The following is a 22,724-nucleotide window of genomic DNA, read 5'->3' on the forward strand; positions in this document are numbered from 1 at the left end:
CGTCGCGCCCGATCGGGCCGCCCTTCGTCGCCCCGCAGCATATGTGAACGACGCCCGCCGCTGTGCGGTCGGGCGTCGTCCGGCTGCTGAGCGGAGTCGGGCCCCGATGGTTCAGCTCGGAGGGATGTCGCCGGTGAGCTTCTCCAGCCTGAGCAGATCGTGCGGGGTGATGCCGGTGAGCCCGGACACCGTGTCGATGTCAGCGCCCGCGCGGACCGCGAGCACCGCTTCCAGTTCGACGTCCGCGCGGGAGGCGTCGGCTGCCGCCTCGGCGTCCCGAAGCCGGTGCACGGCCAGTTCCAGTGGGGAGAGATCCATGGGACGGGATGCTCTCACGCGCCTGGGTCACGCCTCGACGGACATCCCTGCCCGCAGCTGCTTGATGATGCGTGCGATCAGCCGGGAGACGTGCATCTGGGAGACCCCGAGCTCGGCACCGATCTGGGACTGCGTCATCTCCTGGCCGAAGCGCATCTGCACGATCCTGCGCTCGCGGTCGTCGAGCTGTGCCAGCAGAGGCGCCAGCGTGTGGAGGTTCTCGACGGTGTCCATCCCCGGATCGGCTTCGCCGATCACGTCGGCGAAGGACCGCTGGTCGTTGCCGGAGTCGGTCTCGGCCGAGGGCGTGTCGAGGGACCCCGCCGAATAGCCGTTGGCCGCGACGAGACCCTCGATGATCTCTTCCTCGGGGAGGTCGAGGTGGGCGGCGAGTTCCTGGACCGTCGGGTCGCGGTCCAGGTCCGCGGCGAGCTGTTCCTTCGCCTTGGCGAGGTCGACCCGCAGCTCCTGCAGCCGTCGCGGCACGTGCACGGCCCAGGTGGTGTCCCGGAAGAAGCGCTTGATCTCCCCGACGATGTAGGGGACGGCGAAGGTGGCGAACTCGACCTCGCGCGAGAGGTCGAACCGGTCGATGGCCTTGATCAGCCCGATGGTGCCCACCTGGATGATGTCCTCGGTGTCGTCGCCACCGCGGTTGCGGAACCGCGAGGCGGCGAACCGCACCAGCGTGAGGTTCATCTCGATGAGGGTGTTGCGCGCGTACTGGTACTCGTGCGTGCCCTCTTCGAGGACCTGCAGACGGTCGAGGAACACCTTCGACAGGGCACGCGCGTCCTTCGGGGCCACCTTGCCGGTGTCCTCGATCCACGGCAGCTCCGAAGTTCCCGCACCGTCCTGTCCGGGCAGCGTGCGCGCGCCGCCGAGGATGGTGCCGGTCTGCTCCGTCGTGCCCGTCATGATGTCGCCTCTCTGTGTTGCCAACTGCGTTGGGCCTCGTCTGCCCGGTAATGGCGAGGTCATGCCGAACGGGCGCGATTCTTTTTCGACGGCCGCCGCGACGGAGAGCCGGCCAGCGGGTGAAACCGCTCCCGCACCCGAATGGAGCAGCACCCGGGGCATGGCAAACTTGACGGGGGCGTTCGGCCCGCAGTGCGGCGGCTTTGCGCAGAAGCCCGCGGCCGGGCCTCAGTCCCGTGGACGTCAGTCCTCGTGAGCCCGGCTCGGCGGCGCGCCACAGTCCGCCGAGAGAATCCGGCGGCACAAGCAACAGAGGAACGGCAATGACGGTGACAGAGGACAGCCCGGAGCTCGCGCCCGGTATCGAGGAGTTCGGTCCCGGTATCGACCCGCAGCGGCTGGCCGTCTGCCTGAGCGTGCTCGACGAGCTCGACTCCATCGAGGTCGACCACCCGGACGCCATCGCGGTGCGCCGCGCCACCGCCGGCGTCTACCGCACGGTGAAGCAGCGCCGCCGCCAGGAGCGCCGCGCCGCCAAGACCGCGCACGACAAGGCCGTGACCGAAGCGACGGCGACCGGCTCGGCCGAGCGTATCGACGACGAGACCCAGGGCGTCCTGCCGTCCTCGTCCGCCACCGCCGAGATCGCGGGGGTCCTCCAGCGGCCCAGGTCCTGCTACATCTGCAAGACGCGGTACGTCGAGGTCGACGCCTTCTACCACCAGCTCTGCCAGGACTGTGCCCGCGAGAACCGCGCCCGGCGCGACGCGCGCACCGACCTCACCGGCCGCCGGGCGCTGCTCACCGGTGGGCGCGCCAAGATCGGCATGTACATCGCGCTGCGCCTGCTGCGCGACGGCGCGCACACCACGATCACCACCCGCTTCCCCAACGACGCGATCCGCCGCTTCAAGGCCATGCCGGACAGCGACGAGTGGATCCACCGCCTGAAGATCGTCGGCATCGATCTGCGCGACCCGGCCCAGGTCGTCGCCCTCGCCGCCTCGGTGGCCGCCGAGGGGCCCCTGGACATCCTGATCAACAACGCCGCGCAGACGGTCCGCCGTTCCCCGCAGGCGTACGGCGAACTGCTCGGGGCCGAGTCCGCCCCGCTGCCCGCGGGCGAGCTGCCGGCCGCCGAGGTGATCGGCACCTTCGGCAGCGGCACCGTCGACCGCGTGGCCGCGCTGCCGGCCGCCCGTAAGGAAGGGCTGAGCGCCCAAGACGTCACCGAGCTGGCCCTGGTGACCGGATCGGCGTCGCCGGCGCGCATCGCCGCCGGCACCGCGATCGACGCGGGCGGCCTCGTCCCGGATCTGCACCACACCAACAGCTGGATCCAGACAGTCGACGAGGTCGAGCCGATCGAGCTGCTGGAAGTCCAGCTCTGCAACTCCACCGCGCCGTTCATCCTGATCAGCCGGCTCCGTCCGGCGATGGCCGCGACCGCCGCCAAACACGCCTACGTGGTCAACGTATCCGCGATGGAAGGCGTGTTCGGCCGTGGCTACAAGGGTGCGGGCCACCCGCACACCAACATGGCGAAGGCCGCACTGAACATGCTGACCCGCACCAGCGCCCAGGAGATGTTCGAGAAGGACGGCATCCTGATGACCGCCGTCGACACCGGCTGGATCACCGACGAGCGCCCGCACCCGGACAAGATGCGCCTCGCCGAGGAGGGTTTCCACGCCCCGCTCGACCTGGTCGACGGCGCTGCCCGCGTCTACGACCCGATCGTCCGCGGCGAAGCGGGCGAGGCGATGTACGGCTGCTTCCTCAAGGACTACGCCCCCGCCAACTGGTAGCACGCCCTGTGGTCACAGACCCGGTCCGGGAACCCTCCCGGGCCGGGTCTTTTCCATGGTTGGTGGCTGAAAGTGACCCAAGGCACACGTTCCATCGAGCATGGGGACGCTCATTTGGTTACGCTGAGGGGAACGGACGCCATCAAGGGATCCACGAAGATTCCTCGACCGTCCTGGGACAGGCTCGTCAACCGGGCCGCAGTCCCGTCTCGTACCCGGCGCCACCGCGACCGAACAGATCCTGCCCTGCCCCGCACCATGGGCGGTCGACCACCGGATATGACGCCGGGACGTCGGATGCTCCGGGGGCTACGTGACACGAAGGAGTGCGCGGTGACGACACCAGAACTGACGAAGCACGAACAGGGGACGGCCGAACGGCACGGAGACCGGGCCCGCAGGCCCGAGAAGCTCCGGAACATCGAGGTCTGGGCCAGGTCCGCACCGATCCGGCTGGCCGGCTACGAGGACGACCTCGCCGAGCCGCACATCCTGCCCGGCATCGACTGAGTGCTTCCCGCCCGAGCTCCGGTCCGCACCCCGAGAGGGGCGCGGACCGGAGCTCGGGCGTGACGTGGTGTTCGTGGCGGTCAGAAGACCGCGTTCGCCACAGCGGCCCCGGCGAACGAGAGTCCCACTCCCGCGCAGACGGTGAGCAGCAGATACCCCGCCGCCAGGCCCAGCCGGCGGGCGGACGTCAGGGTGAGCAGTTCGTAGGAGAACGTCGACCAGGTCGACAGGGCCCCGCAGAAGCCGGTGGCGAGGAGCAGGTTCAGCCGGGTTCCCAGATCGCCGTCGGACGCCGCCTCAGCGATGAAGCCGAGGAGCAGGGCCGCGCCCGCGTTGGCCGCGAAGGTGCCCCATGGGAAGGCGGTGTGGAGGCGGTACTTCGCGTCCACGCCGAGCAGATAGCGCAGCGGCGCCCCCACCGGTCCGCCGGCGAGTACGAGCAGCCAGTCGGTCATGAGGCGTCGCTCCCCTTGCCGTAGGAGCGCCCGAAGGCGAGATGGGCCGCGAACGCGCCCGCGGTCACGGCGGCGGAGACGGGGTGCCGGTAAGAATGCTGTCACCAGCCGCAAACGGCGGTGATCAGTCCTCGGACCTGGTGGGTTGGGGCAGTTCCGGCGTGCTCGTCGCCTCAGCGAGTGCGAGGCGACCGCCCTTCAGCTCGGGCACGTAGTTGTAGATCGTGTTCCTGGAGACGCCGAGGAGCTTCGCGATCGAGGTGACGGTGTTCTCCGGGCGGGCGAGCAGGTCGCGGGCGTGACGTACCTGCTCCTCCGTCATCGCTGGCGGGCGGCCGAGTCGGGCGCCGCGGGCACGAGCGGCGTCCAGGCCCTCGTTGGTGCCCTGCACGATGAGTTCGCGGATGAACTCCGCCAGGGCCGCGAAGACGTGGAAGACCAGGCGCCCGCCGGGCGTGGTCGTGTCGAGGGCCTCGTGCAGCGAGGTGAAGCCGACGCCACGCTTGCGCAGGCCGGAAACGATCGTGATGAGGTCCTGGATGGAACGGCTGAGCCGGTCCAGTGACGGGACGACGAGGGTGTCGCCCTCGCGCAGGTAGTCGAGGGCCTTCCACAGTTCCTCGCGTTCGGCGTTCTTGCCGGACTTCTTGTCGGAGAAGATCCGGATGCACCTTGCTTAGGCGAGTGCGTGGATCTGCCGGTCGAGCAACTGCCCCTTGGTGGACACGCGTGCGTATCCCACGAGGCTGCCGGTCCGTACGGCCGGAACGGGTGCGAGGAGATCGGCGGTGTCGTCGTCCTGGGGTGGCTGCACCTGCCAGATCGTAAAGAAAAGGGTGCTCCTCAAGTTCTCGAGCACATCGACTTTCTGACACCGTTTTATGGGCATGATCCGGCGTCGATCCGGCCGCGCGTCGCCGCTTATCGATCTTGCTCATCAATCGGTCGATAGTTGGACACTCCGACGATCAGTCGCGGCGGAGGAGCGCCATGGCCATCTTCTGGACGGAACGGGTGAAGCGGCGAGGGTCGTCAGGCGGTGTCATGTGGCGGATCAGGTCGCCGTCGAAGACTGCGAGTACGGCGTGGGCCAGGAAGCCGGCGTCGAGATCTGGACTTCCGTCGGCGAACAAGGTGCTCAGATGGCGGTGCCAGAGCTGGTAGCTGGGATCGTCGTACTTGTCCTCCGCGCAGGCTTGCCCGTGCGCGGACAGCAAGGTGGCGTTACCTTCGGCGATCGCGCCGAGCCCATCGAGGAAGGCGAGCAGTCGCTCCGATGTGGGCGCTCCGGGCCCCAGGGGTGGGGGCCCGTTCCTGACCGCGTCGCGCAGTTCCCGGGACCTCTCCTCCAGCAGCGCCTGCAGCAGTCCGGCGCGGTTGCCGAAGCGCCGGAAGACGGTGCCTTTCCCGACTCCGGCAAGGGCAGCAACCCGGTCGAGAGACACATGGTCCCCGCCGCCTTCGGTCAAGAGTTGCTCAGTCGCGCGTAGCACCGCGCGACGGTTACGGACCGCGTCAGCGCGTTCGGCCCGCTGTTCAGGCATCGGCACCCCTCAGCTAGACGGACTGTTAGTCCGCATACTACCGTGACAATTAACCGGACTGACGGTCCGCATAATGCACGTCTACAGAGAGAGGTCTCATGGTCATGCACGCGCTCGTCGTCGATCCCGACGCTCCCGCATCCCTGCGTCTCGGGCCGGCCGCAGAACCCCAGGCAGCACCGCATCAGCTGGTGGTCGATGTCCAGCACATCTCGCTCAACCGCGGCGAGGTGGCGTTCGCGGGGCAACTTCCGGCCGGGACCGTTCACGGCTACGACGCCGCCGGTGTCGTCGTGCGTGCCGCGACGGACGGCACCGGACCGTCTGTAGGAGCCAGGGTCACGGCGTTCGGAGCCGGCGCGTGGGCCCAGCGGATGGTCGTGGACACCACTGCGGTGGCCGAAGTTCCCGCCCAGGTCGACCTCGCTGACGCCGCCGCGCTGCCGATGGCTGGCATCACTGCGCTACGCACGCTGCGCTCCCGCTCCATCCTGGGCCGACGAGTACTGATCACCGGCGCGGCCGGCGGCGTCGGCCGCTACGCGGTCCAGCTCGCGGCCCTGGGGGGTGCCCATGTGATCGCCTCGGTGGGATCGTCGACGCGTGCCGCTGGCTTGGCCAAGCTGGGCGCCCACCAAGTGGTGGTCGGCCTGGAAGGCATCGACCAGCCGGTGGACCTCATCCTCGACAATGTCGGCGGCCAACAGCTGGCCGCAGCCTGGGAACTCCTCGCGCCGGGCGGGGGTGTGCAGAACATCGGCTGGGCTTCCGACGAACCGGCGGTGTTCGCGCCGTACTCGCTGTACTCCGCGGGGCCGTCCAAGACAATGAACACGTTCGGCGACGTCCACGAGGTCGGCCCGGACCTGGCAACCCTGCTGGAGTTCGTGGCAGCGGGGAGGCTTTCCCCAGAGGTCGACTGGCGCGGTTCCTGGGACCGTGTCGCCGAGGCCGCCCAAGCGCTGCTGGACCGGCGAATCGCGGGCAAGGCAGTCCTGGATGTAGAGCCGGCGGCGGCCTAGTGACTGACCACAGCTGATCGGTCTGATCATGGTCGGGCTCTTCGCCACCGCACGCATCAGCGGCAAGGAGGGGCTCTTCTACGGCGGCGACTGGGGGCTTCTCGGCAAGCAGCTCGTCGCCATCGTCTCCGTGATCGCCTTCTCGTTCATCCTCACCTGGCTCATCGCCAAGGCCGTGGACATGACCGTCGGATTCCGCGCCGAGGAGGAGTACGCCAACGTCCCCGGCGAGCAGGAGGAGCGCGCGTACGACTTCCAGACCGCCGAGCGCCTCGGCGCCCTGGTCTCCGGCAAGCGGGTGTCCAGCGACGACGAACTCGTCAAGCAGATCAGTACGTTGCTGCGGGCCCGCGAGGACGACCGGTAGCAGGACCGGCGAGTGCGCCGTGCGGTTCAGGATCGCCCGGTCGGAGACGGGCCCGGCGGGGTCGGGCGCAGGAACTCCCGCACGTAGGTACGGTGCCACCAGCACCCGGTGGCCCGCAGTTCGCGCCAGGTCGTGTACCGGTAGCGGTACACCCTGGCACGCACGTGAGCCGGCGGCTCACCGGGGAACGGGTTGTGCCGCAGCAGCCGCAGCGTGTCCCGGTCGTTCTCCAGCAGCCGCTCCACGAAGGGCCCGAACCAGGGCCGGGCGTACGCGGGCGAGAGCGCCGCGAACCACATCATCCAGTCGAGCCGCAGATGATACGGGGCGAACTGACGCGGGAGGCGCTGCGGATCGCCCGGTTTGCCGCGGAAGCCGTACTCCCGCCACACCGTGCCCGGGTGGATCACGGGTTCGTCGGTGCCCTCGACGACCACCTCCATCCGGACCCGGCTGATGCTGCCGAACGCGCCGTAGGTGTTGACCAGGTGCAGAGGGTCGAAGGAGCGGTTCATCACCTGCCGGCGCGAGAGCAGATTGCGGGCCGGGCGGTAGCTGAGGACCACGACCAGGGCGGTGACGGCGATGACCACCACCTCGTACCAGAGGGGCGCACCGGCCTGCGCGGGCGGCTCGGCGACCAGAGACCAGTCGACGGCCGACAGGGCGAGGGCGATCGTGAGCCAGTTGAGCCAGGCGAAGTTGCCCGACAGTACCAGCCACAGCTGAGTGAGGACCATCAGCCCTGCCGCTGCGCTCGCCACCGGCTGAGGGGTGAAGAGCAGCACCGGCACGAGGAGTTGGGTCACGTGGTTGGCCGCCACCTCGGCACGGTGCAGGGGCTTCGGGAGGCGGTGGAAGAACCAGCTCAGCGGGCCCGGCATCGGCTGCGTCTCGTGGTGGAAGTACAGACACGTCAGCTTGCGCCAGCACGCGTCCCCACGGATCTTGATCAGACCGGCGCCGAACTCCACCCGGAACAGCACCCAGCGCAGCAGCCACAGCACGAGCACCGGCGGCGCCGTGTCCGCGTTGCCGAGGAAGACGGCGAGGAACCCCGTCTCCAGGAGCAGCGACTCCCAGCCGAAGCCGTACCAGACGCCGCCGATCTGCACGATCGACAGGTAGAGCGCCCAGGGCAGGGCCCACAGGAGCATGGATCCCCACAGTGGAACGAAACGGTCCGCACCCGCGAGCAGAGCGACGGCGAGTACACAGCCGAACCAGGCGACCAGGGCGAAGAACCGGTCGGAGTAGTGGAGGCGGAAGAGCCCGGGTGCGACACGCCAGTCCGTGCGCCGCAGCAGTTCGCGGGCGGGCAGCATGCCGCGCTCGCCGATCAGCGCCCGGAACTGGAGCGCGGCGGTGAGGAAGGCGGTCAGATAGATGACGGCCAGGGCCTTCTGGAAGAGCAGCCGGCCGAGCCAGTACCCGTCTGCGGTGAACCAGTCCATCACTTCCAGTATCGGCCCGCCGCCGATTCCCGGCGCCTCAGTTCCGGGGTGTGCGCCCCTCCGCGACGATCCGGCGCAACGTGCGGCCGAGCCGGCGCGCGTACCAGCGCTGGGCCATCGGCACGAGCGGTCCGGCGAGCCGGGCGTACCACCGGGCGGGCCGGCTGAACGCCATCACGGTGAACGAGACCGTGCCGTCGTCCGCGATCTCGGCCACGAAGCACTCCTCGCCGCATTCGGGGTGGCGGGCGAGCGTTCCGTACGCGAATCCGATGCGCTCGGGACCGTATTCGGCCCAGATGACCCGGCAGGGCGCGGTGAACCTCAACGGGCCGGCCCCCAGAACCACCCGAACGGACGCACCGGGCTCGGCGCGCGGAGCCGAGGCCTTGACCCGGGCCCCGGAGACGCGGTGCATGCGGAACTCGGTGATCGCGGCACCCGCGGTCTCGAAGTCGGCACGACCGTGTCCGATCCGGGTGCGGTGGTGCAGGTGGTGGTAGCCGTCGGGGATCGGGCCGAGGCGGGTGGCGCCCGCCTCCGGATACGTGAGGGTGCTCATGCGGTCCTTCCTTCGTGGGTGGTGGGGTGGCTCAGGCGCTGCCAGGCGAGCACCGAGCAGAGGGCGAAGCCCAGCGCGTTGCCCACGCCGTGCGTGGCGGCCATCCAGGTCAGGTTGGGGTGCGGGAGGCCGGTGGCCTCGCCCAGCGCCCAGCTCAGTGCGAGCACCATGGTCGCGGCGAGCACGGCGGCCGAGGCGGCGAGCATCAGCCGGGTGGTCCGGTCGCGGGCCGCGGGGCGTACCGTGCGCCAGGTCAGGAAGGCGACGGTCCACATTCCCGCTGTCAGGACGACTGCCCCCGCCAGTTCGGCCCAGTCGCCGATGAAGTAGCCGATCAGGACGAGCAGGGTGCCCAGCGGCACGCTCAGGGCCGCGAACCGGCCCGCCGCGCTGTCGGCGACGCGGCTGACCAGCCCTGAGACCAGAGCGGCCGCGAACCCGGCGAAGTGGAAGTGCGGCACGGTCAGCGCCAGAATCCCGAGGCCGAAGCCGAACAGCGGACGCCCCGAGCGCTCGGCGACCAGCGCGGTGGCGGCGATGGCCGGGGTCACCAGCGCGGTGCACAGCGCGACCTCGGCGGGTGCTGTCCGCCATGACAGCAGTGGCTGCGGGCACCGGACGACACGGGCCAGGGCGTGCAGGGCGAGGAGCGCGGCGCCGAGTCCGTAGCCGAGGGCCAGGACGGTGGCGGCCGGCCCTCGTGGCAGCCAGAGGGCGACGGCTCCCGGTGTGGCGAGGACGGGCCACAACCGGCGCATCCGGTCCAGCTCCGGGACGTCCGCCAGTCGCAGTCCGGCGGGCACGATTACCAGCATGCCCAGCATCACGATCAGCCCCACCAGGACCGACATGGCACCACCCCCGCCTTGAACGCGTTCAACTTATGCCGGTGCTGACTCTAGGGCCTTTCTTGAACGCGTTCAAGGCTGTGGTCGCCGGGCCTCCGGAAGACCTGCGCACACGGTGAGGTCCCGGCTTGCGGGGCAGAGGGAACTGCGGCAGACATGAGGGGACCACCCGGGACCGGTGACCAGGCAGGAGACCCTCTTCGTGCACGCACCGACACGCATGCGCCGCGCCGTGCTCGCCGTACTGTCCGCCGGCATCCTCGTCACCGCGGGCTGCGCCCGGGAGAGCGCGGGCGGCGGCCACGGCACCGAGGGAACGGCCGACGCCGAGGAGGTCCTCCTCCAGCCGGCCGCTGCGCAGGGGCCCGACCCCTTCACCAGCTCGACGGCGGATCCGTCCGGCGCGGCACCGGCCACGCCCCGCACGGCCCCGCCGCGGACGTCCGCGCCCGGCGACGATGCCCCGCACACCCTTCCCGGATCGACCCCCGGCCTCTACGGGGCTACCCGCTCCGTCGCCTCCTGCGATGTCCGACAGCAGATCCGCCTCCTCGCGGCCGACCCGGCCAGGGAAGAGGCCTTCGCGCGCGCCGCCGGCGTGCCCGGGGCCGGTGTCCCGGACTTCCTGCGCGGCCTGACGCCCGTCGTGCTGCGTGCCGACACCCGGGTGGGGAACCACGGCTTCCGTGCGGGCTCCGCCACCACGTTCCAGTCCGTGCTGCAGGCCGGCACCGCCGTGATGGTGGACGACCGCGGTCTCCCGCGCGTGCGCTGTGCCTGCGGCAACCCGCTGAGCCGGCCCGCCGGTGCGGGGGACGCCGGGGACGGACGGGGCGAGAAGTGGGAGGGCTACGACCCGGCGCGGATCGTCGTCGTCGCACCCGCCGCGAAGGCCGTCACGGCCCTGGTCGTCGTCGACGCGGACCACGACAGCTGGATGGAGCGTCCGGTCGGGGACGAGGGCGCCCGGGACCGCACCCCCGAGATGCCGCCGCCCTACGGCCCCGGCACCGACATCACCGGGCCGCTGCCCGACGCGCCTCCGGCGAAGTCGAAGGAACCGAAGGCGCCGAGGGAACCGGAGAAGTCCGCGACGCCGATCCCGTCGCGCTCCACCCCCGCGCCCGGGGACTGCCCGACGCCCGTCGCCCCGACACCGCCCGGCGAGGCGGTCGCGGCGACGGAGGAGGCGACCGGTGCGCCGGTGCCGACGAACTGCCCGACGCCGACCGGTACGCCCTCCGACGGATACCCCGAACCGTTCCCGGAGTATCCGACGGACGAGCCGACGGCCCCCGCGGACCCGGACGAGCCGCCGGGCCTGGTGCCGCCCATGACGGACGAACCGCAGACAGCCATCGAGCTGCCGTGGCAGGAGGACGCGGACGACGCACTTGTCGCTATGCGGTGAGGCCGGAGAATGCCTCGGTCGTGAGCTCCTGGAGCTCGGCGAGCGGGATGTCGCGGAGATGCTGCGTGAGCCCCCATCGATGGCCGAATGGGTCGAGCAACTGGCCTTCCCGCTCGCCCCAGAAGGCGTCGCTCAACGGGCGTATCACGGTGGCCCCGGCACCGACGGCCCGCTGCCAGGCGTCATCGACATCGTCGGCATGCAGGTAAACGGCACCGTAGGTGCCGCCGAAGTGCTGTGGGCCGAAGGACTCCATCTCGGGGAACTCGTCGGCCAGCATCAGGGTGAGCGTCCCGATGCGGACCTGGACGTGGATCAGCCGTCCGCCGGGTACCACCAGTCTGGTGAGCTCTGTGGCCCCGAAGGCCTGTTGGTACCAGGCGGACGCCTCGTCCGTGCCGCGAACGGTCAGGTGCAGGGTGTGGGAGCTGAACGACATCGGTGCTTCCTCTCCAAGATCTCGGTCCGGCCGGTTCGAGCACGGCATCGAAGCGCGCCGACGGCCCGACCGATCGACGTCCCTGGACCGCGAGTTGTCAGGCTCGAGGTCGATGCTCACCTCAACTGCTCCACGGCCGGAGCTTGTCCGGGTTGCGAACTGCCCAGATGCGCCGGATGTGGGACTCGTCGATGTCGAACGCGTACACGGTCAGCACCTGACCGCCGTTGACCGCAACGAGGCCCGGTTGGCCGTTCACGGTGCGCTCAAGGAGGTCGAGCCGGCCTGCGAGACCCGCCAGGCGTACCAGGAAGTCCGCAACCTGAAGGTGGCCCCGGACCGGAGTGGGCGAGGCCATAGCGCGACCGCCGCCGTCGGCGACGGCGACGACCGACGGGTCGAGCAGCCGTACAAGGGCATCCACGTCCTTGGCCTGCCATGCCTGCCGGAACTCACTGACGACGGCGGAACGCCGCTGCGCCCGTGCGCCGCGGGTGCGGGCGGCAGCCACTCGCCGCCGACCCGACGAGGCGAGCTCGCGGCAGGCTCCCGGCGTGCGGCCGACGATCTCCGCGACCTCGTTGAACGGCACCCGGAACACATCGTGCAGCATGAAGGCGACGCGCTCGGCCGGCGTCATCGAGTCGAGCACAACCAGGAACGCCATCTCGACGGACTCGTCCAAGGTGATGTGGTCGGCGGGATCCGTCGCCGTCGATCCGTGGGAGAGCGCGCTCCACTCGGCCCGCGCCGGCAGCGGCTCCGGAATCCACTCACCGACGTAGCGCTCACGGCGGATACGAGCCGAACGGAGCTGGTCCATGCAGATCCGGCTCACGACGGTGGTCAACCAGGCCGCGGCATTCGAGACAGCGGCCCGGCGCTCGACGGGCTGGGCGAACCAACGGGCGTACGCCTCCTGGACGGCATCTTCCGCCTCGGTCAGCGAGCCGAGCAGCCGGTAGGCGAGGTTGGCGAGGTTGCGCCGCTCCGACATGAGCGGCGCGTCCTCAGGACGCCCCGGAGCATTCTCGTTTCCGCCTGTGATGTCCATTCGGTCAGCGCCTTTCACTCGCCACGTACGAATCCTCTCCCGGGATACGACGGATCAGGAGCCGCCGATGTCAGACGGCGACAGCGGCGGTCCGTCTCCTGACGATCGAGGCCACTACCGCGTCGGTGGGTGCGGGTACGGCGGCCTGACCACCACGACGGCCGCGTGCCCGTGGCAGCACCGGAAATCGAGGCAGGAGAACGCATCGTGACCAAGATCGGCATCATCATCGGCAGTACGCGGCCGGGACGGATCGGCCCGCAGGTTGCCGGGTGGGTCCACGAAGCCTCGGCGCAGAGGTCCGACGCAGAGTTCGAGCTCGTCGATCTCGCCGAGTTCCGGCTTCCGCTCTTCGACCAGGCGGTACCACCCGCCATGGGCGGAACCGGAGGCCCCGAGGCACAGGCCTGGGTGCGCACGATCGACAGGCTCGACGGATTCGTGTTCGTCACGCCGGAGTACAACAACCAGCTCCCCGGCGCACTCAAGAACGCCATCGACTTCGTCTGCGCCGGCTGGGCGGACAAGGCCGCCGGAATCGTCTCCTACGGCGCCGCCGGCGGCACCGGCTCCGCGACCCAGCTGCGGCAGCTGTGCGGTCTGCTCGGGCTCGCCGACGTGCCGGCGCAGGTCTCCCTTCACCTGGCCACGGACTTCGAGAACTTCACGGTGTTCGCTCCGGGTGGGTCCAGGGCGCGCTCACTGGACGCATTGCTCGACCATGTCGTCGCCTGGACCACGGCACTCGAGTCCCTGCGAAGTGCCCGCGCGGCGTCCGTCGCCTGAACTGCCTCCGACTGACTGGGACCAGAAGGGAGACGACCGAGCATGCCTCATCTCACTGTCCATGTTCTCGAACCTCGGATCGCCGGGCACGAGAACGACCTCGTCGCCCGCCTCACGGACGCGGTCACCTCCTTCTACGGAGAGTGGGCTCCGAAGTCATCCGGATCCGTGGTGGCGCCTCGCACCTCAATTGCGCGATCTGCCACGGTCGCTACCGGCGCACCCTGGACGGCTGTCGCTTTGCCGAACGCACTTACGAGATCCGCCGCATGGACGCGACACCACTCGCTGGGACGCCTGGTGGAACCGTCGCGGATCACCGCCGGTCGCATTCCGCGAAGGGCTCGTCGCTGAGCGGCTGAGCGGCGAGGGCCGGCTCATCCCTTCCCGGAGCGTCCGCACGACTCCTCGCACGCGACGGCCGGAGGCGGGGCCCAGGACCTCACTCCTGTGTGGGCAGCCAGTTCCCGTGGAGGCCGAGCGGGACGCGTACCGGGATCCGCACCCGGGCGACCGGGCCGGATCCGGGATCATCGGCGGGGATCACGAGCAGCCAGCTGCTGTTGTCGGTGCGGTTGGTGGCGTAGGTCATCCAGTGGCCGCCCTCGCCGGGCCCGTTGCCCGGCGAGGGCGCGAAGACCGGCTCGCCGACGGACAGATCCCCGGCCCGCCACACCGAACTCGTACCCGACGCGTCCCTGCCGTCGTACCAGCGCAGCGCGTCGAACTCGCCCGGGAGGAGATCCGGGTTCCCGGAGTCCGCGGCCACCGCCAGCTGCTGGTGCCGTCGGCCGATCAAACGGTCGTCCGTGCGGGGGAGTTCCATCCTTGCGTCGTCCATCACGGTCCGGTGCATCGTGCCGGCCACGGGATCGATGACCGCGCGGACCAGACCGGCCGTGTTGGGGACCTGTGAACCGTCCGGCGCGCCCATGGAGAGGCGGGACCACTGCACGTAGTCCAGCACCACATCACCGCCGTCGGGCTCGGTGTCGTACGCGTTGACCGTGTGCCACAGCCAGAATGCCTCGTCGGACGCCCACCGCACCGGCCCGCCGTCGCGGGGGACCAGCGCCACGCGGGTGCCGCGCTCCGGCCGCCAGTCGATCATGGACCCCCCGCTCATCGCGGCGGCGATGTCGAAGAACACCGGCGCCAGCACGACCACCAGGAACCTGGCGGTGAGCGCCATGTCGTGGATCATCATCGGTTCGTCGAGCCCGTCGATCGTCGTGGGGCCGCGGGCGACGGAGCCGCTGGGATCAATGACCGACCAGGTGAGGTAGGGCGGTTCGAGGCCGTAGCAGAAGACCAGCATCTCGCCGGTGACCGGATCGATCTTCGGGTGCGCGGTGATGCCGGCCGGCATCACCCCGCCGAACGTCTCCTTGCCGGCCGTCTCCAGCTCCGGTGTGATCAGGAAGGGGCAGTCGGATTCGGCGAGTGCCAGCAGACGGCCCGCGTGGCATACCACGTTGATGTCCGGAAGGTCACGGAAGGTACCGGCCAACTCCGGTTCCACGTCAGGGACCTGAGGTATGATCATCGATTCGATTCCGCCCCACAGCGCCCTCCCCGCCCGTTCCTCGGCGAGCACGGCGGGTGTGCGGACGAAACGGTTGCGGTAACGGGCCTGCCCGCCCGAGATCCACACCCCGTGCAGCATGCCGTCCCCGTCGATCGGATAGAGGAACGAACCGATCGGGGTGAAGCGGGGGTTGGGTCCGTTGCGCAGGAACAACCCGTCGAGCTCGTCCGGCAGTTCGCCCACCACCTGCAGGCCGGCCTCGTCGACCTCTTCGGTCACCGGGGCGAAACGGCCGGACAGATGGACGACGCGGGCCGGGTCGAATGCCTGCTGGGAATGTGCGGCCATGGTGGCCTCCCTTGCCGGGCGGGTGTGCGCCTGGAAACGTGCCGTGCCGGTCCTTCATTCAATCTCCGGCCAGGAGCCGCCGCAAAGCGGGCCCGGGGGTGCAGAGATGCGGCCCGCAGGTCCTGGCTTCACCATGGAGGAAGCGGCAGGGTGCCGTGGGAGACGCCCCGGAGGTGTCCGGTGGCTCAAGCCAATTCCGAGCGGCGGACCGGGAATCTGTTCTTCGCGTTCGCCCCGTGGATCATCTTCGTTGTCATCGCGTCCCCCAGTACCTGGGAGTACGCGGCTCTGGCCGGTCTGGTCGCCGCTGTGGTGCTCAACCTGCCCGATCTGCGCCGGGGTTCCTTCAAGGTGCTGGAGGTCACCGGCATCGTCTTCTTCGCCGTGCTCAGTGTCCTGGCTCTCTTCCTGGACCGCCAGGACATGCTCTGGCTGGAGAGGTACGCCCAGGTCCTGTCCAGCTCCGTGATCGCGGTGGTTGCGCTCGGATCGCTGGCGTTCGTCCCGTTCACCGAGCAGTACGCGCGCGAGACCACACCCCGCGAGGTGTGGGGCTCGCCCGCCTTCCGGCATGTGAACCGGGTGCTGACACTGCTCTGGGGCGGGGTCTTCGTCGCCACCGCACTGCTGGGGCTGCTCGCGGTGCACACGTCGTCCGGCGCCGACTGGTACAACTGGATCATCCCCGTCGTCCTGCTGGTGCTGGCGGTCCGCTTCACGGAGCGTTACCCGGACCGGGTGCGGGAACGGTCCGGGATGGCCCACGCGGGGCCCTGACCGACGCAGCCCTTTTGGTCCAGACCTATTGACGGAAGGTCTGGACCACTTTACGTTGAGCGCATGCGTGGCCCGTTATGAATTGACAGGGGCATGCCAATTCGAAAGGGGTCCGTCATGCTCGGTCGCACGTCACGGATGCTGGGGGCCGGCCTCGCGGCGGCGTGCATCTTACAGATGCTGGTCGCGGCCACGCCGAGTTCCGCGCAGGAGGACACCTGCGCGGTCAAGTCGAAGCCGTCGGGCAAGGTGCTCCAGGGGTACTGGGAGAACTGGGACGGCGCGTCCAACGGTGTGCACCCGCCCCTGGGCTGGATCCCGGTCACCGACAGCCGCATCCCGCAGCACGGCTACAACGTGATCAACGCGGCCTTCCCGGTGATCCTTTCGGACGGCACCGTCCTGTGGGAGGACGGGATGGACTCGACCGTGAAGGTCCCGACCCCGGCCGAGATGTGCCAGGCGAAGGCGTCCGGGCTCACCACTCTGATGTCCATCGGCGGTGCGGCAGCCGGTATCGATCTCAGCTCAAGCACCGTCGCCGACCGCTTCGTCGAGACGGTGGTTCCGATCCTGAAGAAGTACAACTTCGACGGCATCGACATCGACATCGAGACCGGTCTGACGGGCAGCGGCAACATCAACCAGCTCTCGGCCTCGCAGGCCAACCTGATCCGCATCATCGACGGCGTGCTCGCGCAGATGCCGTCCAACTTCGGTCTGACCATGGCGCCGGAGACGGCCTACGTCACGGGCGGCAGCATCACGTACGGCTCGATCTGGGGCGCGTACCTGCCCATCGTGAAGAAGTACGCGGACAACGGCCGGCTCTGGTGGCTGAACATGCAGTACTACAACGGCAGCATGTACGGATGCGTGGGCGACTCGTACTCCGCGGGCACCGTCGAGGGGTTCACGGCGCAGACGGACTGTCTGGACAAGGGGCTCGTCATCCAGGGCACCACCATCAAGGTGCCCTACGACAAGCAGGTGCCGGGTCTGCCGGCCCAGCCGGGTGCGGGCGGCGGCTACCTGGCGCCGAACCTCGTCTCGCAGGCCTGGAACCACTACGGCGGCAGCCTCAAGGGCCTGATGACCTGGTCGCTGAACTGGGACGGTTCCAAGGGCTGGACCTTCGGCGACAACGTCAAGGCGTTGCAGGGCCGCTGACACGCCCGTGACGGCGACGGCCCCGGAACACCCCCGCGCGGGGGCGTTCCGGGGCCGTCGCCGTGGTGTCAGTTACCGGGCTCCGAGGCGTCCAGCATCGCGTCGCGCTCCACGACCTTCACCCGCTCGCGGCCCTGCGCCTCGCCCAGGGCGCGCTCGTGCGCGTCCAGGCGGTACCAGCCCTCACGGGTGGTGTAGCGGACGCCGCGGGACTCCAGGAACTCGGTCACGGCCGCAGGCTCGGGCTGTGCCGCGGCGGGCAGCCGGCCGGTGGTGTGGTCCTCCAGCAGGCAGGCGACCGTCTCGTTGGCGTCGCCCTTGGTGTGCCCGATCAGGCCGATCGGTCCCCGCTTGATCCAGCCGGTGACGTACACCGACTCCATCGGCTCCCCGCCTGCGAGAACCCGCCCGGCGGCGTGCGGAACCGTGCCGGACGCAACGTCGAAGGGGAGCTTGGGCAGCTCCTGCGAGTAGTAGCCGACCGCGCGGTAGACGCTCTGCACGTCCCAGTCGTTGAACTGACCGGTGCCCTTCACGTTGCCGGTGCCGTCCAGCTCCGTGCGCTCGGTCCGCAGCCCGACGACCTGACCGTCCTCGCCGAGGATCTCCACGGGGGACTCGAAGAAGTGCAGGAAGAGCTTGTGCGGCCGGTCGCCGACGTCGCGGATCGCCCAGTTCTCCAGCGTGGAGGCGACCATGTTGGCCTGCTTGTTCCCGCGCCGGGTCTCGATCGAGCCCGCGTCGTAGTCGATGTCCTCGGGGTTGACGATGACCTCGATGTTCGGCGAGTGGTCCAGCTCCCGCAGCTCCATCGGGCTGAACTTGGCCTGGGCGGGGCCGCGCCGCCCGAAGACGTGCACCTCCAGCGCCTTGTTGGCCTTGAGGCCGTCGTAGACGTTGGCGGGGATCTCGGTCGGCAGCAGCTCGTCGGCGGTCTTGGCGAGGATGCGGGCGACGTCCAGGGCCACGTTGCCGACGCCCAGCACGGCGACCTTCTCGGCCTCCAGCGGCCAGGTGCGCGCCACGTCCGGGTGACCGTCGTACCAGGATACGAAGTCGGCGGCGCCGTGCGAGCCGTCCAGTTCGCTGCCCGGTATGTCGAGGGCGCGGTCGGCGTCGGCGCCGGTGGAGAAGATCACGGCGTCGTAGAACGTCCGGAGCTCGTCCAGGCCGATGTCGTTGGGGTAGTCGACGTTCCCGAAGAGCCTCAGCTGCGGCTTGTCCAGGACCTGGTGCAGCGCCTGCACGATGCCCTTGATCCGCGGGTGGTCCGGGGCCACTCCGTAACGGATCAGGCCGAAGGGTGCGGGCATCCGCTCGAACAGGTCGATGGAGACACCCGGGTCGGCGGCGGCGTCGGATTTGAGCAGCGCGTCCGCTGCGTAGATGCCGGCGGGACCGGCTCCGACGATGGCGACGCGGACGGGGCGTGTCATGGAGGGCTGTTCCTTAGGACGGGCGAGCAGGGGCAGGGCGGGCCGTGGTAAGGCTTGGCTTACTCCGCCCCGACGCACACGTTAGCCGCTGGCCCTGCCCGCTTTCGGAGGGGGGCGGCGTTCTGCGGCGATATCCGGCACCCCGCACCTTTGCCGGCCCCCGAGATCTCGCGGAATCCCCGGGATGGCGCCCCTGTCGAGTGGCTTGAGAATGTGTTTTATCGCACGTTCACCTGGTGGACGGTTCACTCGAAGAATCGGACAAATGGTGGCAGAGTTACCCACATGGATGATCGGGTAGCGGGTGCCCTGTCACTCCCGGACGACTGGCCCGCCCACCCGGACCTCAGTCTCGCCCTGAACCGTATGGGCAGCTTCGACTGGGATCTCGACAGTGGCCTCATGCACATGGACCAGGCGGCCCTCGACGTGTTCGACCTGAGGGCCGACGAGTACGACAACAAGCCGACGACACTCGGGACGCGGGTGCCGCCGGACGAGGGTGTGCGTCTCGACGCCATGGTCACCCAGGCGCTCAAGTCCGGCCGCACCAGCTACGGGGCGTACTTCCGTATGCTGCGGCGCGACGGTTCCCTGCAATGGACGCACACCCAGGGCTTCGTCCGCCGCGACCCCACCGGCCGCCCGCGCCGCATCATCGGCATCGTCCGGGACGCCACCCAGGAGCTGGCCGACTCCACCGCCCGCCGCGAGCTGGACGAGGAGCGGCGGCGGCGCACCAGCCTGGTGGAGGCCACCACGGCCGCGCTGGCTCACGCCCGTACCGTCAAGGACGTCATCGACGTGCTCAAGAACTCCCAGGGGCTGGCCCATCTGGGGGCGACCAGTCTGGTCATGGGGCTGATCGAGGCCGGGCGTATCCATCTGGTGGCCGACGGGCCCGAGGGCGCCTTCGTTCCGGGCACCCGGTACACGCGGACGGACGAGCAGTACCCGATGAGTGAGGTCGTCCGCACGCTCGGCCCCCGTTTCATCGAGTCCGCCGAGGACTTCGCCGATTCGTACCCGGTCCTGTGGCCCCACATCAGTCATCTCGGCATCACCTCCGCCGCCTATCTGCCGCTGATCGCCCAGGCCCGCCCCATCGGCGCACTGGGGCTGCTCTACAGCGACAAGAACGGATTCACCGGCGACGAACGCAATCTGCTGGTCGCCCTCGGCAGCTCCATCGCCCAGAGTCTCCAGCGCGCCATGCTGTACGAACAGGAGCACGACCTCGCCGAGGGGCTCCAGCAGGCGATGCTGCCGCGCCGTATCCCCGAGGTGCCCGGGGCGCAGATCGCCGTGCGATACCGCTCGGCAAGGCTCGGCCGGGACATCGGCGGTGACTGGTACGACGTCATCCCCCTGCCCGGTGGCCGGGTCGGCACCGTCATCGGGGACGTCCAGGGCCACGACACGCACGCCGCCGCCGTCATGGGGCAGCTGCGCATCGTGCTGCGCGCCTACGCGGCCGAGGGGCACAGTCCCGCGACGGTCATGGCGCGGGCCTCGGTCTTCCTGCACGAGCTGGACACCGACCGCTTCGCCACCTGTACCTACGCCGAGGCCGACCTGACCACAGGTGTGGTGCAGGTGGTCCGGGCCGGTCATGTGGACCCGCTCGTGCGGGATGCCGACGGGAGCTGCCGCAAGGTGCTCGTCGAGGGCGGGCTGCCGCTGGGGCTCTCCGCGGAGTTCGGGCGGCTGGAGTATCCGGTCAGCACGGTGGAGCTGGACCCCGGGCAGACCATGGTCCTGTTCACCGACGGCCTGGTGGAGCTGCCCGGTGCCGACCTCGACGAGGGTATGCAGCTGCTCACCGCCATGATCAGGAACGGCCCCCAGGACCTCCAGCGGCTCGCTGACCGGCTCTGCGAATCGGTCGACGAACGCGGCGGCGAGGACGACGTGGCGGTGCTGCTGCTGCGCCGCAAGGCCGCCCACGCCCCGCAGCCCGGCGGCCGGCTCCAGCAGCACGTGGGGCAGGGCGACCCGGAGGCGCTCAGCTCGGCGCGGCACATGATCCGTGCGGCGGTACGGGCCTGGGGTGCGAAGGAGCGGGCCGACGAGGTGGAACTGGCCGCGGACGAGCTGACGACCAACGCCCTGATGCACACCGACGGCGGCGCGATCGTCACCATCCGGGTACTTACCGGGCCCGAGCGCCGTCTGCGTGTCGACGTCGAGGACCGGTCCAGCGCGCTGCCGCGCCGCAGGGACGCGGGCGAGTCGGGCGTCTCGGGTCGCGGGCTGATGCTCGTCGACCGGCTGGCGGACGCCTGGGGTGTCGAATCCCGGGGCACCGGCAAGTGTGTCTGGTGCGAATTCGTCATCCCGCCACGCGATTGAATCCCGCCACGCGGCTGATCCGGTGAAGGGCGCTGCCTTTCACGGGATTGAACACTACTGAAAAGTAACAGAACGTAACATGTCTGTACTTGACCGTAACCGACTGCGGGGGATTGACTGCGACTTCGTCAGCCTTCCTCTTCCGAGACATGAGGACCCGTTGGGCACTGAGCTACTGGCACCTCTCGATCTGGCCTTCTGGCACCTCGAGTCCGATGCGCATCCCATGCACCTCGGTGCGCTCGCCGTCTTCTCGCCGGGGGACCGCCCGGCCCACGGCCCCGAGGGCCTTCTCGAACTGCTCGGAACCCGGGCCGCCGCCATCCCCCGGCTGCGGATGCGGGTGCGCGACGTGCTGCTGCCCGTCGGAGGCGCGGCCTGGTCGGTGGACAAGGACTTCGACGTCCACCGGCACGTCAAGCGGGTGAGCCTGCCCGAGGCGGAGGCCGCCGGTGCGGGCGAGGCCGGATTCATGGCGGCGGCCACCCGGCTCGCGGGTGAACTGATGGAGCAGCCGCTGCGCAGAGGGCTGCCGCCCTGGCAGATGTACGTCATCGGCGGCGCCCCGGACGGCCCCTTCGCCGTACTCGTCAAGCTCCACCACGCGCTCGCCGACGGGATGCGAGCGGTTGCCATCGGGGCCGGGATCTTCGACGAGATCGCCTCGGTCGCGGGCAGGGCCCGGCCGGGACCGGCGGCCGGCCGGGTCCGCCCCGTGCCGCCGCGCTCCTGGATGCCCGGACCTCGTCAGGTCGCCGGTCTCGCCCTCGGACGGATCGAGGACCTCGGCCGGGCCTTCGGCGTCGGAGCCTCGCTGGTGCGCGCCAGCCGCCTCGATCTGCGCGGCGCCCCGGCGCTGAGTGCCAGCTCCTCCGGCACCCGGCGCCTCGCCACGGCCGACCTCGACCTGGAATCCGTGCAGCGGATCCGCCGGGTGGCGGGCGGCACGAGCAACGACGTACTGCTCGCGGTCGTGGCGGGCGCGCTGCGCCGCTGGATGCTGGAGCGCGGCGAACCGCTGCCCGGTGCCGATCCGCGCGCCCTGGTTCCCGTCTCCCGGCGCCGCCCCGGCGGCGCGGCCACCGGCAATCGGCTCTCCGCCTATCTGCTGGGCCTCCCTGTCTCCGAACCCGATCCCTGGGAGCGGCTGCGGGCCGTCCGCGGCGCCATGGACCGCAACAAGTCCGCCGGGCCGCTGCGCGGGGCCGGGGCGGTCGCGGTGCTCGCCGACCAGCTGCCGTCGCTGGCCCACCGCTTCGGTGCGCCACTCGCCGGGAACGCCGCCCGGATGCTCTTCGACGTGCTGGTCACCAGCGTGCCGCTGCCGCGCTCGGCCCTCTCGCTCGGCGGCTGCCCGCTGCGCGCGCTCTACCCGATGGCACCGCTGGCCCGCGGTCAGTCCCTGGCCGTCGCGCTGACCACGTACGGCTCCACGGTGCAGATCGGGCTGGTGGCGGACGGCAAAGCGCTGCCCGATCTGGAACGTCTCGGGCGCTGCGCCGAGGACGAGGTGGCCGAACTGCTGGCGCTGCTGCCGACGAGCGCCACCCTATAGATCGGACTGATCGCAGGGCAGTCGCCGTACTTGATGTCTTCCGAGGTGTTGACGCACCCAAG

At 70.0% G+C, this 22,724-nt stretch carries 21 protein-coding genes and 4 pseudogenes; 11 read left to right on the forward strand and 14 right to left on the reverse strand.

Translation table 11 applies throughout. The features are described 5' to 3' along the window. Window positions 1-111: 111 nt before the first annotated feature. Together SH922_RS37345 and SH922_RS37350 are read right to left on the reverse strand one after the other, a co-directional pair. A complete protein-coding gene (locus SH922_RS37345) occupies window positions 112-318 on the reverse strand; it encodes a hypothetical protein (protein WP_393062966.1) in 207 nt (68 codons plus the stop codon). A 27-nt stretch (window positions 319-345) separates the two neighbouring features. Next, entirely contained in the window at window positions 346-1,236 is an 891-nt protein-coding gene (locus SH922_RS37350) for an RNA polymerase sigma factor SigF (protein WP_393062967.1), read from the reverse strand. A 323-nt stretch (window positions 1,237-1,559) separates the two neighbouring features. On the opposite strand from SH922_RS37350, the gene SH922_RS37355 reads away from it, so the two are divergent. Both SH922_RS37355 and SH922_RS37360 read left to right on the forward strand, forming a co-directional pair. Continuing rightward, window positions 1,560-3,044 carry an SDR family NAD(P)-dependent oxidoreductase gene (locus tag SH922_RS37355; RefSeq protein WP_393062968.1) on the forward strand — a complete coding sequence of 495 codons (1,485 nt, stop codon included), beginning with the start codon at window positions 1,560-1,562 and terminating at the stop codon, window positions 3,042-3,044. A gap of 333 nt (window positions 3,045-3,377) precedes the next feature. Beyond that, complete coding sequence (locus SH922_RS37360) at window positions 3,378-3,554, forward strand: hypothetical protein (RefSeq protein WP_393062969.1); 177 nt, start codon at window positions 3,378-3,380, stop codon at window positions 3,552-3,554. An 80-nt stretch (window positions 3,555-3,634) separates the two neighbouring features. On the opposite strand, the gene SH922_RS37365 is transcribed toward SH922_RS37360, so the two are convergent. The 5 genes and pseudogenes from SH922_RS37365 to SH922_RS37385 all read right to left on the reverse strand — a co-directional run bounded on the left by SH922_RS37365 (window position 3,635) and on the right by SH922_RS37385 (window position 5,553). Further along, complete coding sequence (locus SH922_RS37365; protein WP_393062970.1) at window positions 3,635-4,009, reverse strand: fluoride efflux transporter FluC; 375 nt, start codon at window positions 4,007-4,009, stop codon at window positions 3,635-3,637. A gap of 124 nt (window positions 4,010-4,133) precedes the next feature. Beyond that, window positions 4,134-4,331: a helix-turn-helix domain-containing protein gene (locus tag SH922_RS37370; protein WP_393062971.1), complete on the reverse strand. Its 198-nt coding sequence runs from the start codon at window positions 4,329-4,331 to the stop codon at window positions 4,134-4,136. A gap of 81 nt (window positions 4,332-4,412) precedes the next feature. Then, window positions 4,413-4,676: pseudogene (locus SH922_RS37375) on the reverse strand (recombinase family protein); the annotation flags it as partial. Between the two features lie 9 nt (window positions 4,677-4,685). Further along, the gene (locus SH922_RS37380) at window positions 4,686-4,823 is read right to left on the reverse strand and encodes a hypothetical protein (RefSeq protein ID WP_393062972.1); all 138 of its coding nucleotides are present in this window, start codon (window positions 4,821-4,823) and stop codon (window positions 4,686-4,688) included. 154 nt (window positions 4,824-4,977) lie between these two features. After that, entirely contained in the window at window positions 4,978-5,553 is a 576-nt protein-coding gene (locus SH922_RS37385) for a TetR/AcrR family transcriptional regulator (protein WP_393062973.1), read from the reverse strand. Between the two features lie 191 nt (window positions 5,554-5,744). Here SH922_RS37385 and SH922_RS37390 point away from each other — a divergent pair, with 191 nt between their 5' ends. Continuing rightward, on the forward strand, window positions 5,745-6,575 hold the full coding sequence (locus tag SH922_RS37390) for a zinc-binding dehydrogenase (protein ID WP_393063804.1): 831 nt from the start codon (window positions 5,745-5,747) through the stop codon (window positions 6,573-6,575). A 13-nt stretch (window positions 6,576-6,588) separates the two neighbouring features. Next, window positions 6,589-6,942 (forward strand): annotated as a pseudogene (locus SH922_RS37395) (ammonia channel protein); the annotation flags it as partial. A 26-nt stretch (window positions 6,943-6,968) separates the two neighbouring features. Here the strand turns inward: SH922_RS37395 and SH922_RS37400 are convergent. Genes SH922_RS37400 through SH922_RS37410 form a run of 3 tightly spaced genes read right to left on the reverse strand, consistent with a single transcriptional unit; the run spans window position 6,969 to window position 9,809 of the window. Further along, on the reverse strand, window positions 6,969-8,396 hold the full coding sequence (locus SH922_RS37400; protein ID WP_393062974.1) for a lipase maturation factor family protein: 1,428 nt from the start codon (window positions 8,394-8,396) through the stop codon (window positions 6,969-6,971). Window positions 8,397-8,433: 37 nt separating this feature from the next. Further along, window positions 8,434-8,958, reverse strand: coding sequence for a DUF1990 family protein (locus SH922_RS37405; protein ID WP_393062975.1), 525 nt, complete (start codon window positions 8,956-8,958; stop codon window positions 8,434-8,436). Then, on the reverse strand, window positions 8,955-9,809 hold the full coding sequence (locus SH922_RS37410) for a YndJ family protein (protein ID WP_393062976.1): 855 nt from the start codon (window positions 9,807-9,809) through the stop codon (window positions 8,955-8,957). Before SH922_RS37410 ends, SH922_RS37405 begins: the two co-directional genes overlap by 4 nt. Window positions 9,810-10,008: 199 nt before the next feature. Here SH922_RS37410 and SH922_RS37415 point away from each other — a divergent pair, with 199 nt between their 5' ends. Further along, window positions 10,009-11,217: a DUF6777 domain-containing protein gene (locus SH922_RS37415; protein WP_393062977.1), complete on the forward strand. Its 1,209-nt coding sequence runs from the start codon at window positions 10,009-10,011 to the stop codon at window positions 11,215-11,217. Here the strand turns inward: SH922_RS37415 and SH922_RS37420 are convergent. Next, window positions 11,207-11,656, reverse strand: a complete 450-nt coding sequence (locus SH922_RS37420) for a VOC family protein (protein WP_393062978.1) — start codon at window positions 11,654-11,656, stop codon at window positions 11,207-11,209. The genes SH922_RS37415 and SH922_RS37420 overlap by 11 nt on opposite strands. A 121-nt stretch (window positions 11,657-11,777) precedes the next feature. Further along, window positions 11,778-12,653: an RNA polymerase sigma factor SigJ gene (gene sigJ, locus SH922_RS37425; RefSeq protein WP_393062979.1), complete on the reverse strand. Its 876-nt coding sequence runs from the start codon at window positions 12,651-12,653 to the stop codon at window positions 11,778-11,780. Window positions 12,654-12,917: 264 nt separating this feature from the next. Between sigJ and SH922_RS37430 the strand changes: the two genes are divergently transcribed. Continuing rightward, complete coding sequence (locus tag SH922_RS37430; RefSeq protein ID WP_393062980.1) at window positions 12,918-13,496, forward strand: NADPH-dependent FMN reductase; 579 nt, start codon at window positions 12,918-12,920, stop codon at window positions 13,494-13,496. 442 nt (window positions 13,497-13,938) lie between these two features. On the opposite strand, the gene SH922_RS37435 is transcribed toward SH922_RS37430, so the two are convergent. Then, a complete protein-coding gene (locus SH922_RS37435; protein WP_393062981.1) occupies window positions 13,939-15,372 on the reverse strand; it encodes a carotenoid oxygenase family protein in 1,434 nt (477 codons plus the stop codon). A gap of 180 nt (window positions 15,373-15,552) precedes the next feature. On the opposite strand from SH922_RS37435, the gene SH922_RS37440 reads away from it, so the two are divergent. Both SH922_RS37440 and SH922_RS37445 read left to right on the forward strand, forming a co-directional pair. Further along, on the forward strand, window positions 15,553-16,149 hold the full coding sequence (locus SH922_RS37440; protein WP_393062982.1) for a hypothetical protein: 597 nt from the start codon (window positions 15,553-15,555) through the stop codon (window positions 16,147-16,149). 117 nt (window positions 16,150-16,266) lie between these two features. Beyond that, window positions 16,267-17,319, forward strand: coding sequence for a chitinase (locus tag SH922_RS37445; protein WP_393062983.1), 1,053 nt, complete (start codon window positions 16,267-16,269; stop codon window positions 17,317-17,319). Between the two features lie 68 nt (window positions 17,320-17,387). On the opposite strand, the gene SH922_RS37450 is transcribed toward SH922_RS37445, so the two are convergent. Beyond that, entirely contained in the window at window positions 17,388-18,755 is a 1,368-nt protein-coding gene (locus tag SH922_RS37450; RefSeq protein ID WP_393062984.1) for an FAD-dependent oxidoreductase, read from the reverse strand. Between the two features lie 408 nt (window positions 18,756-19,163). Here SH922_RS37450 and SH922_RS37455 point away from each other — a divergent pair. The 3 genes and pseudogenes from SH922_RS37455 to SH922_RS37465 all read left to right on the forward strand — a co-directional run. Further along, window positions 19,164-19,946: pseudogene (locus SH922_RS37455) on the forward strand (PAS domain-containing protein); the annotation flags it as partial. Window positions 19,947-20,138: 192 nt separating this feature from the next. Continuing rightward, window positions 20,139-21,107: pseudogene (locus SH922_RS37460) on the forward strand (SpoIIE family protein phosphatase); the annotation flags it as partial. A 160-nt stretch (window positions 21,108-21,267) separates the two neighbouring features. Then, the gene (locus SH922_RS37465; protein WP_393062985.1) at window positions 21,268-22,662 is read left to right on the forward strand and encodes a wax ester/triacylglycerol synthase family O-acyltransferase; all 1,395 of its coding nucleotides are present in this window, start codon (window positions 21,268-21,270) and stop codon (window positions 22,660-22,662) included. Window positions 22,663-22,724 lie beyond the last annotated feature (62 nt).

This window comes from Streptomyces sp. LN549 (genome assembly GCF_043203805.1).
GTDB lineage: Bacteria > Actinomycetota > Actinomycetes > Streptomycetales > Streptomycetaceae > Streptomyces.